This is a genomic window from Streptomyces huiliensis, assembly GCF_020037025.1.
GTDB lineage: Bacteria > Actinomycetota > Actinomycetes > Streptomycetales > Streptomycetaceae > Streptomyces > Streptomyces huiliensis.
On sequence record NZ_JAIQLH010000311.1, the window covers coordinates 1 to 10485 of the forward strand.

9 protein-coding genes are annotated in these 10485 nt (G+C 73.6%); 4 read left to right on the forward strand and 5 right to left on the reverse strand.

The window, feature by feature from the left end:
• Positions 1-3129, forward strand: a 3129-nt coding sequence (locus JNW98_RS32000; protein WP_223771808.1) for an AfsR/SARP family transcriptional regulator, incomplete at its 5' end; no start/stop codon positions are given.
• Between the two features lie 95 nt (positions 3130-3224).
• On the opposite strand, the gene JNW98_RS32005 is transcribed toward JNW98_RS32000, so the two are convergent.
• The 3 genes from JNW98_RS32005 to panB all read right to left on the reverse strand — a co-directional run bounded on the left by JNW98_RS32005 (position 3225) and on the right by panB (position 6111).
• On the reverse strand, positions 3225-4049 hold the full coding sequence (locus JNW98_RS32005) for an ABC transporter permease (protein ID WP_223771809.1): 825 nt from the start codon (positions 4047-4049) through the stop codon (positions 3225-3227).
• Positions 4046-5080: an ATP-binding cassette domain-containing protein gene (locus JNW98_RS32010; protein ID WP_223771810.1), complete on the reverse strand. Its 1035-nt coding sequence runs from the start codon at positions 5078-5080 to the stop codon at positions 4046-4048. Before JNW98_RS32010 ends, JNW98_RS32005 begins: the two co-directional genes overlap by 4 nt.
• A gap of 113 nt (positions 5081-5193) precedes the next feature.
• Entirely contained in the window at positions 5194-6111 is a 918-nt protein-coding gene (gene panB, locus JNW98_RS32015) for a 3-methyl-2-oxobutanoate hydroxymethyltransferase (RefSeq protein ID WP_372459372.1), read from the reverse strand.
• Positions 6112-6317: 206 nt separating this feature from the next.
• Between panB and JNW98_RS32020 the strand changes: the two genes are divergently transcribed.
• The 3 genes from JNW98_RS32020 to JNW98_RS32030 all read left to right on the forward strand — a co-directional run bounded on the left by JNW98_RS32020 (position 6318) and on the right by JNW98_RS32030 (position 9902).
• Positions 6318-7937, forward strand: a complete 1620-nt coding sequence (locus JNW98_RS32020) for an MFS transporter (protein WP_223771812.1) — start codon at positions 6318-6320, stop codon at positions 7935-7937.
• A gap of 44 nt (positions 7938-7981) precedes the next feature.
• Complete coding sequence (locus JNW98_RS32025) at positions 7982-8608, forward strand: TetR/AcrR family transcriptional regulator (RefSeq protein WP_223771814.1); 627 nt, start codon at positions 7982-7984, stop codon at positions 8606-8608.
• A 268-nt stretch (positions 8609-8876) separates the two neighbouring features.
• On the forward strand, positions 8877-9902 hold the full coding sequence (locus tag JNW98_RS32030; RefSeq protein ID WP_223771813.1) for an endonuclease/exonuclease/phosphatase family protein: 1026 nt from the start codon (positions 8877-8879) through the stop codon (positions 9900-9902).
• A gap of 98 nt (positions 9903-10000) precedes the next feature.
• On the opposite strand, the gene JNW98_RS32035 is transcribed toward JNW98_RS32030, so the two are convergent.
• Together JNW98_RS32035 and JNW98_RS32040 are read right to left on the reverse strand one after the other, a co-directional pair.
• The gene (locus JNW98_RS32035) at positions 10001-10246 is read right to left on the reverse strand and encodes a DUF397 domain-containing protein (protein WP_308015690.1); all 246 of its coding nucleotides are present in this window, start codon (positions 10244-10246) and stop codon (positions 10001-10003) included.
• Positions 10243-10485 (reverse strand): DUF397 domain-containing protein (locus JNW98_RS32040; RefSeq protein WP_308015691.1); only part of this gene is annotated, 243 nt, incomplete at its 5' end. The genes JNW98_RS32035 and JNW98_RS32040, both read right to left, overlap by 4 nt.

Genomic DNA, 10485 nt, shown 5'->3' on the forward strand with positions numbered 1-10485 from the left:
GGCCACGAGGCGCTCGCCGCCCGGCTGGACGCCCGGCACCTCGCCGCGCGGCGCGGCCGGCTCGCGGCGGCCGTCGCCCTCGGCGACCCGGCCCGTGCCCTCCCCGAACTGGCCGAACTCTGCGCCGACCACCCCCTGGACGAGCCCCTCCACGCCCTGCGGCTGCGCGCCCTGCGCGCGGCGGGCCGCCCGGCGGAGGCCCTGGCCGCCTACGAGGACGTCCGGACGGCCCTCGCCGACCGGCTGGGCACGGACCCGGGGCCTGAGCTGCGGGCGCTGCACGCGGAGTTGCTGGACGCCGCGTCCGCCGAGCCGGCGCACCCGGTCGGGCAGGCCGGTCCGGTCGGACGGCCGGGGCACGCCGGGCAGCCGGGGTACGCGGCCCCCGGCGCACCCGGCGCGTACGCCTCGCCGCGCCCGTACGCCGACGGCGGCCAGGGCCGTCCGGGCCGTCCGTCCGGTGCGGCGGAACCTTTCGCCGCCGATCCGGTCTCCGCCACTGCCACTGCCACTGCCACTGCCCCGACCCCGGACGCCGCGTCCGCCCCCGCCGCCGGGCAACCCGCTCACCTCACCCCGCCCGGCCGCCCTCCGCGTGGCAACCTCCGCGCCCGGCTCACCTCCTTCGTCGGCCGGGAGGACGACGTGCTGGTGATCCGGCGGGACCTGGAGCGGCACCGGCTCGTGACGCTGCTCGGGCCCGGCGGGGCCGGGAAGACGCGGCTGTCGCAGGAGGCCGCCGAGGCCGTCGCGCGGGAGACGGGGGCCTGGCCGGACGGGGTGTGGCTGGCCGAGCTGGCGCCCGTCGACGACCCCGCCACCGTGCCGGAGGCCGTGCTCACCGCGCTCGGCGGGCGCGAGACCGTCGTGCGCGGCACCGCGGAGGGGCTGCGGGCCGCCGCCGACGCTTCCGCGGGCGACCCGCTGGCCCGGCTGGCCGAGCTGTGCGGACCACGCCGGATGCTGCTCGTCCTCGACAACTGCGAGCACGTGATCGACGCCGCGGCCCGGCTCGCCGAGACGCTGCTCGCGCACTGCCCCGGCGTGACCGTCCTCGCCACCAGCCGCGAACCGCTCGCCGTGCCGGGCGAGTCCCTGCGGCCGGTGGAACCGCTGCCGGACCCGGTGGCGCTGCGGCTGCTCGCCGACCGGGGCGCCGCCGCGCGGCCCGGCTTCCGGATCGAGGACGACCCCGCCGCGTGCGCCGAGATCTGCCACCGGCTCGACGGACTGCCGCTCGCCATCGAACTCGCCGCCGCCCGGCTGCGGATGCTCACCCCGCGCGGCCTCGCCGACCGGCTGGACGACCGCTTCCGACTGCTCACCTCGGGCAGCCGCACGGTCCTGCCGCGCCAGCAGACCCTGCGCGCCGTCGTCGACTGGTCCTGGGACCTGCTGGACACGCCCGAACGTGCCGTCCTGCGCCGCCTGTCGGTGTTCGCGGGCGGCTGCGACCTGGCGGCGGCGGAGGCGGTCTGCTCGGGCGCCGCCGACGTCCCCGAAGCGGACGTCGCCGTCCTCGTCGGTTCGCTCGTCGACAAGTCGCTCGTCGTCGCCGCGCCCGCCGACGACGGGGAGATGCGGTACCGGCTGCTGGAGACCGTCGGCGAGTACGCGGCCGAGCGGCTGGACGAGGCCGGGGAGCGGGCCGCCGTCGAGCGGCGGCACCTCGTCCACTACCGGGAGCTGGCCCGGACCACCGAGCCGCTGCTGCGCGGCCCGGGGCAGCAGGTGCTGCTCGACCGGCTGGAGCGCGAGCACGACAACCTGCGCACCGCGCTGCGGCGGGCGGTCGCCGCGCGGGACGAGCAGGAGGCGCTGTGCCTGGTGCTGTCCCTCGGCTGGTTCTGGCAGCTGCGCGACCACCGCGTCGACGGGAGCACCTGGTCGGAGGCTGCCATGGGCCTGGGACCCGACCCGTTCGACGAACCCGTGCAGCCGGCCCCGCCGCTGTACGAGCGGTGCATCGACGCGCCGCCGCCGATGTCGCCCGAGCTGTTGCTGGAGGCCCGGCGCGGGGTCCGGCTGGTCTGGCTGTCGAACCGGGAGCACGACATCCGGGCGGTCGAGGACGCGGAGACGCAGGCCTGGATGCGCCGCGTCGTCGCCGTCTACGACCCGGGGCAGCCGCAGAACTGCCGTGTGCCGGGCTTCGCCTGGTACTTCGTCCGACTGTTCATCGGCGACGTGGAGAGCATCTACCGGTCCCTGGACAGCGGTGTCGAGATGTGCCGCGAGCTCGGCTACGAGTGGGAGCTGGCCTTCCACCTCCAGCAGCGGGCCAAGCTGCTCAACGAGATACCCGACCGGGCCGACCTGGGGCTGCGGGACGCCGACGAGAGCCTGGAGCTGTTCCGCCGGCTCGGGGACGCCTGGGGGGTGGCCGAGGCGCTGTCCGGGCGCGCCGAGAGCCACGAGCGCCGGGGCGCGTTCGCGGAGGCCGCGCGGGACTACCGCGAGGCGCTGGACAACGCCCGCGTCCTGGGGTCGCGCGCCCAGCTCCCGATGCTCAGGTGCCGGCTCGCCGACGTCCTCGCCGAGTCCGGGGAGATCGACGGGACGGAGAGCGAGCGGCTGCTGCGCGAGGCGCTGGAGGAGGCCGAGCCGCTCAACCCCGACGCCGCCTACTTCATCCGGATCTCGCTCGGCATCCGGATCGCCCGCAACGGCGGTCACGCCGAGGCCAGGGAGATCTTCGAGGGGCTGTACGGGGAGCTGCGGGACCGTTCCATCCCCCTGTTCGCCAGCATGCTCGAGAGCGTGCTCGGCTGGCTCGACGTGCTCCAGGGGAGGGCGGACGAGGCGCTGCCCCGGCTCCGGTCCGCGCTGACCACGAGCGACGACCCGCTCACCGCCCTCGTCGCCGCGCACCTGCCCGTGCACATGCTGCTGAACGCCGCCTTCGCCCACTCGGAGCTGCCCGGCCGCGAGCACGCCGAGGCGGCGGCCCGGCTGCTGGGCGCGGTCGCCGCCCTGCGCCCCGCCGGGCTGTACGAGGCGTCCGTCGAACGGGAGCTCCGGGAGCGGACGACGGACGCCACCCGGACCGCCCTGGGCGGCGAGACGTACGAGCGGGCGTACGCCGAGGGCGGCCGCCTCACCTTGGAGGAGGCCGCCGCCCTGGTGTGAGCCCGTCGGGTCCGAGCCCGTCGGGTGCGAGCCCGCCGGGTACAAGCCCGTTGGGTCCGGGCCCGTCCGGCGGGCGGTCCCGCGCGCCACCGCCGTCAGGTCTTGTTGCGGAAGCGGCGGACCGCCAGCGGTGCCGTCACCGCGGTGATCCCCACCGACCAGGCCAGCGTCAGCCAGACCGAGTGGGCCACCGGGCCGCCGATGACCAGGTTGCGGGAGGCGTCGGCGAGGTTGGCCAGCGGGTTGTACTCGGTGAAGGTCCGCAGCCAGCCCGGCATGGTGGTGGGCTTGGCGAAGATCGAGCTGGCGAACTGGAGCGGCATCAGGACGAGCATGCCCATGCCCTGCACCGCCTGCGCGGTCTTCATCGTCAGACCGATCAGGATGAAGATCCACATCAGGGCGGAGCCGAACACCACGCTCAGCGCGACCGCGCCCAGCAGGTGGAACACCGAGGTCTGGACGTCCAGACCGAGGGCGAAGCCGATGGCGAGCTGCACCGCCACGGCCACCAGCAGCCGGCCTATCTCCGTCACGATCTTGGCTATGAGCACCGAGGACCGGGCGATGGGCATGGTCCGGAAGCGGTCCATGACGCCCTTGCGGAAGTCCTCGTTGACGCCCGCGCCCACCGCCATCGCGATGTTGAGGCCGGTCATCGCCATCAGGCCGGGCACCAGGTAGTTGACGTACGCCTCCTGCTGCCCGGGGCCGAACATCGCGCCGCCGAAGACGTAGACGAACATCAGCGTGAAGATGATCGGCATGGCCAGGGCGTCGAACATCGACTCCGGGTCCTGCTTGATCTGGAGAGCGTTGCGGCGCGTGAGGGCGCCGATGTGCCGGAGGTGGGAGCGGAGGGAGATCCGTCCCTCGCCGGCGGGCGCCGCCACGGGCGCGCCGATCGTCGCGGTGGTCATGCGGCGGCCTCCTGGAGGGCTTCGGCGCCGGCGCCGCCACGCGGGGCGTCGTCGGTGAGGGACGTCTTCTGGCCGGTGATGGCCAGGAAGACCTCGTCCAGACTGGGGAGATGGGTGTTGATACCGGCGATCGCGAAGCCGCGCGCGCCCAGCATCGTGACGACGGCGGTGAGTTGCTCGTCGCTCACGATCGGGATGTTGACCAGGCCCTCGGCCTCGTCCATGGTGGCGCCGGCGATGCCGTCGAGCCCGGCCTGCGCCACCGCGCCGACCATGCGCGGGAGTTCGGCCCGGTCGGCCGGACGGATCTGCAGCGTCCGGCCGCCGACCTTGGCCTTGAGCTCGTCGACCCGGCCGCCGGCGATGACCTTGCCGCGGTCGATCACCGTGAGCTCGCTGGCCAGTTGCTCGGCCTCCTCCATGTACTGCGTGGTGAGCAGCACCGTGGCGCCGTCCCGTACCAGGGACTGGACCTCGGACCAGACCTCGTTGCGGGTGCGCGGGTCGAGGCCCGTGGTCGGCTCGTCGAGGTAGAGCACGGCGGGCCGGCCGATCATCGAGGCGGCCAGGTCCAGCCGGCGGCGCATGCCGCCCGAGTACTGCCCCGAGGGCCGCTTGGCCGCCTCGGTGAGGGAGAAGCGCTCCAGCAACTCGTCCGCGCGGCGCCGGGCCTCCTTGCGGGAGAGGTCCAGCAGCCGGCCGATCATGTAGAGGTTGTCGAAGCCGGAGAGCTTCTCGTCCACCGAGGCGTACTGGCCGGTCAGGCCGATCACCCGGCGCAGCTGCCGGGGCTGCGTCAGGACGTCGTAGCCGGCGACGCGGGCCGAGCCGGAGTCGGGCTGTATCAGCGTGGACAGGACGCGTACCAGCGTCGTCTTGCCCGCGCCGTTGGGGCCGAGGACGCCGAGGACCGTGCCCTCGCGAACGTCCAGGTCGACCCCGTCCAGGGCCCTGGTCTCGCCGTAGTGCTTGACCAGCCCTCGGACCTCCACGGCGTTTCCGCGGTCTTCGGGGGTGTCGTTTCGTGTCATGGGAAGAGGCTGACAGACCCCACTGACAACGGGCCGACATCCGCCTGACAGGACGCCGACACGGGCCGGCCCGGCCCCTGTCGGCGTCCCGTCGTCCCACGACGGCCAGACGATCAGTGGAAGGCGTGCTCCGCCGCCGGGTACGCCCCGCCGACCACGTCCTCCGCGAACTCCCGGGCCGCGCCGCCGAGGACCTCGCGCAGGTCCGCGTACTGCTTGACGAAGCGCGGGACGCGGCCGGACGTCATGCCCGCCATGTCCGTCCAGACCAGCACCTGGGCGTCGCACTCCGAACCCGCGCCGATGCCGACGGTCGGGATGTGCAGGATGCGGGTGACCTCGGCCGCCAGCTCGGCCGGCACCAGCTCCAGCACCACGGCGAAGGCGCCCGCGTCCTGCACGGCCTTGGCGTCGCGCAGCAGCTGCTGCGCCGCCTCCTCGCCCCGGCCCTGGACCGGGTAGCCGCCGTAGGCGTTGACGGACTGCGGGGTGAGCCCGATGTGGGCCATGACCGGGATGCCGGCCTGGACCAGCAGCTCGATCTGGTGCGCCGAGCGCTCGCCGCCCTCCAGCTTGACCGCGCCGACGCCCGCCTCCTTCACCAGCCGGGTCGCGCTGCGCAGCGCCTGTACCGGGCCCTCCTGGTAGGCGCCGAACGGCAGGTCGCCGACGATCAGGGCGCGCTTGGTGCCGCGTACGACGGCGGCGGAGAGCAGGGTGATCTCGTCCATGGTGACCGGCACCGTGGACTCGTAGCCGAGGTGGCAGTTGCCCATCGAGTCGCCCACGAGCAGCACGGGGATGCCCGCCTCGTCGAAGACGGAGGCGGTCATCGCGTCGTAGGCGGTCAGCATGGGCCACTTCTCGCCGCGCCCCTTCGCGGCGGCGATGTCACGGACGGTGATGCGCCGGGATCCCGTCCCGCCGTACAGCGCCTTGCCGGGCGCGGTGCCCGGCTTGCTGCTGTCGGCCGTCGACGGAGATGTCACCTTGGGAGATGTCACCTTGGGTGATGTCACGGCATGCGTCATGGCGGTGGCTCCTGTATGTCGTCTCGAAGCGCCCTTGCGGCGTCTCCGGATCCCCTCCATGCTGACACGCGGTGCCGGAGCGAGGAAGGTGCCGGGGGTACGCCGGGGGTAACAGCGGGCCCAGGCCCAGGCCCGCGCTTGCCCCGGAGGCAAAACCTCCGCAATACGAGACGGTGGCGTATCGGAAAGCGGTCTACGGTGGAGGTATGACAACCCCTGCCGGAGAGACGCCGGTGCGCCAGGTACCCGAGGCCGTGCACAAACGTCGGTGGGCGATCCTCACCGTCCTGCTGTTCAGCCTGCTCGTCGTCGTCCTCGACAACTCGATCCTGAACGTGGCGATGAAGACCATCGCCTCGCCCGCCCCCACCGGCCTCGGGGCGACCCAGAGCCAGTTGGAGTGGGCGATCAACTCCTACACCCTGGTCTTCGCCGGCATCCTCTTCACGGCCGGTCTGCTGGGCGACCGGCTGGGGCGCAAGAAGGTGCTCCTCTTCGGCATGGTCGTGTTCGGGATCGGCTCGGTGCTGTCGGCCACCTCGGGCTCGCCCGGCGAACTCATCTCGTTCCGCGCGGTGATGGGCTTCGGCGGTGCCTTCGTGATGCCCGCCACGCTCGCCATCATCATGAACGTCTTCGAGCGCGACGAGCAGCCGAAGGCCGTCGGCATATGGGCCGGCGCGGTCGGACTCGCCATCGCGATAGGCCCGATCACCGGCGGCCTGCTCATGGACCACTTCTGGTGGGGCTCGGTCTTCCTGGTGAACGTGCCGATCGTGATCGTCGCCATCATCGCGATGGTGATCCTCGTCCCCGACTCCAAGGACCCCGCGCCCGGCCGCCTCGACCCGGTCGGCGTGGTGCTGTCCGTCGTCGGCCTGGTCCTGCTGGTGTACGGCATCATCAAGGGCGGCCAGCTCGCCGACTTCACCGACCCCGAGGTCTTCGGCACGGTCGGCGGCGGACTCCTCGTCCTCGTCCTCTTCGTCCTGCACGAGCGGCGCAGCGCCCATCCCGCCCTGGACATGCGGTACTTCCGCAAGCCGCAGTTCTCGGCGGCCGTGGCCTCCATCGGGCTGGTCTTCTTCGGACTGCTGGGCGTCACCTTCTTCACCGTCTTCTACACCCAGAGCGTCCGCGGCTACACGCCGCTGCAGAGCGGTCTGCTGATGCTGCCGCTGGCCGCCGCGCAGATGTTCTTCGCGCCGCGCGCCCGGCTGGTCGTGGCGCGGTTCGGCGCCCGGGTCGTCTGCTCAGGCGGGATGCTGCTGGTCGCCGGCACGATGTCCGGCTTCGTGCTGCTCGACGCCGACACCCCGATCTGGGTGCTGGAGGTGCTGTTCTTCCTCCAGGGCACGGCGATGGCGCACGTCATGCCGCCCGCCACCGTCTCGATCATGCAGTCGCTGCCGCGCGAGAAGGCCGGTTCCGGTTCGGCCGTGAACAACACCTTCCGGCAGGTCGGCGGCGCCCTCGGCGTGGCCGTGCTGGGGTCCGTGCTCTCCACCACCTACCGCGACGGCATCGCCGGGCGGCTGGACGGCGTCCCCGGCCTCTCCTGGGACGCCCGGCACGCGGCCGGCGAGTCCATAGAGGCCACCCTGGGCCTGGCCGGGCGGCTCGGACCGGCCGGGCGGGACCTCGTCGCCCCGGCCCAGGACGCCTTCCTGCACGCCATGCACGTCACCGCGCTGGGCGCGGCCGGGGTCGCGGCGCTGGGCGCGCTGGTCGCCGGCGTCTTCCTGCCCGGGAAGAAGGCGGCCCAGGCCGCGCCGGGCCCCGGCGGCCGGCCCGCCGAACGTCCACAGGCGGAGGCGCGACGGTGAGTGACCCGGCGGCGGTGAGCGGCCCGGCGGCGAACGGTCCGGCGGTGAGCGGCCCGGCGGACGGCGCGCGCGCCCCGGGGGCGTCCCTTCCGGTCCAGCAGCGCGGGCGGCCGCGCAGCGCCGCCGTCGACACCGCCGTGATCGAGAGCGTCCTGCGGCTGCTGGAGGGCGGCGTCACCGTCAGCGAGCTGTCCATGGAGCGGATCGCCCGCGAGGCGGGCGTCGGCAAGGCGACCGTCTACCGGCGCTGGGCCGGCAAGGAGGCGCTGATGCTCGACGTCCTGCGCTCCCTGGAGGAGGCCGCCCCCGAGCTCAAGGGCGTCTCCGTCCGCGACGACCTGGTCGCGCTGCTGGACTTCCTGCGCCGGCGCGGCCTGGCCAAGCGCTCCTCCGCGGTGATGCGCACCGTCGTCGCCCAGGTGCAGGCGCAGCCGCGGGTGTGGCGCGAGTACCACGACACGGTCGTCGCCGCCCGGCGGGAGTCGTTCCGCGAGGTGCTGCGGCGCGGGGCGGAGACGGGGGAGATCCGGGCGGACGCGGACGTCGACCTGCTCATCGACCTGCTCGTCAGCCCGATGCTGGTGCGGGCGGTGCTGCACGAGTGGAAGGAGCTGCCGGCGGGGCTGGCGGAGGGGATCGTGGACATGGTGCTGGACGGCGTACGGCCGTAGCCCGCGTTCTGTGAGGCCCGCGTGACGGGCCTGCGTGACGGGCCCGCGTGACGGGCTCGTGCGACGGGCCCGAATGTGCCCGTTGTGTCACAGGACGCCCCTGTCGGCCCGCCCGCAGGAACCCGTCCGGGCCGGCGGGCCGTCCTCCTCCCCGAAGCCCCCCTTCCGGCGGGGGCCGGGACAGCCCTCCCGCGCGGTGATCACGACGGACCGTCGATCACCTATCGTCGGGTGACGGGACACAGCGAGACCGAGTGAGGACATGCGGATGCCGCAGGCGCACATGCAGGAGACGGGCCGCGAGGGAGTCGGCCCGGAGCGGGCCGGCTCCGGGGTCCGGCACCGCGTGGGCGACTGGCTGGGCGGCTGGCGCGGCCCGGGGATCTGGCGGCGCGGGCTGGTGATCGCGGGGCTGGCGCTGGTGCTGGGGCTGCTGATGCTGCTGCACTCCAGCATCCCCAACCGCGTCGGCAACCTCGGCAGCCTCACCGAAACCTTCCTTCCCTGGTTCGGGCTGCTCGTCCCGGTGCTGCTGGCCCTGGCGCTGCTGCGGCGCTCCGCGAGCGCGCTGATCGCCGTCCTGCTGCCGGCCGTCGCCTGGGTGAACCTCTTCGGCGGACTCCTCACCGGCAAGTCCGGCACCGGCGGCAACTTCACCGTCGTCAGCCACAACGTCAACGCCGAGAACCCCGACCCCGCCGGCACCGCGCGGTCCCTCGTCGCGTCCGGCGCGGACGTGGTGGCCCTGGAGGAGCTCAGCGACGCCTCCCGCTACGAGCGGGCCCTCGCGGGCTCGTACCGCTACCACTCCGTGCAGGGCACGGTCGGCATCTGGAGCAAGTACCCACTGAGCGACGCCCGTCCCGTCGACATCCGCATGGGCTGGACGCGTGCGCTGCGCGCCACCGTCGAGACGCCGCAGGGGCCGGTCGCGGTGTACGTGGCCCATCTGCCGTCCGTGCGCGTCAAGTTCAACGCGGGCTTCACGGCCGGGCAGCGCGACAACAGCGCGGCGGCGCTGGGTCATGCCATCGCCGCGGAGCCCCTGAAGAAGACCATTCTGCTCGGGGACCTGAACGGCACGATGAACGACCGCTCGCTCGCGCCCGTCACCTCGCAGCTGCGCTCGGCGCAGGGGGCGGCGGGAGACGGCTTCGGCTTCAGCTGGCCGGCCAGCTTTCCGATGGCCCGGATCGACCAGATCATGGTGCGGGGGATGGACCCGCGGTCGGCTTGGACGCTTCCTGAGACGGGCAGCGACCACTTGCCGGTGGCGGCGCGGGTGAAGCTCTGAGGGTGCCCTTCGGGGGGTGGGGTCCCCCAGCCCCGCCCCTTCGCCGTTTCCTGGGGCTGCGCCCCAGACCCCCTTTGTCGCGGCTTCGCCGCTCGTCCTCAAACGCCGGACGGGCTGAGGGTGCCGGGCGCGGCGTTGAGGGTGCCTCCCTTGAGGGCGGACACCAGATCCGTGAAGGCGGCCGTAGACAGCCGCAGCACCGGGCCGGTGGGGCGCTTGCTGTCGCGGACGGGGATGGTGCCGGACGGGGCGTGGGCGGGGGCCCACTCGACGCAACTTCCGCCGCCGTTGCCGCTGTAGCTGGATTTGACCCATTGCGGGTGCATGCCGGGGGCGGTGCTCAATGCAGTGCGCCGTCCTTGAGGGCGGACACCAGGTCCGCGAAGGCGGTCGTGGACAGATGCAGTATCGGGCCGGCGGGGCGCTTACTGTCCCGGACGGGGATGGTGCCGGATGGGGCGTGGGCGGGGGCCCATTCGACGCATGTGCCGCCGCCGTTGCCGCTGTAGCTGGACTTGACCCATTGCGGGTGCATGGCGGGGGCGCCGCTCATCGGAGTGTGCCGTCCTTGAGGGCGGACACC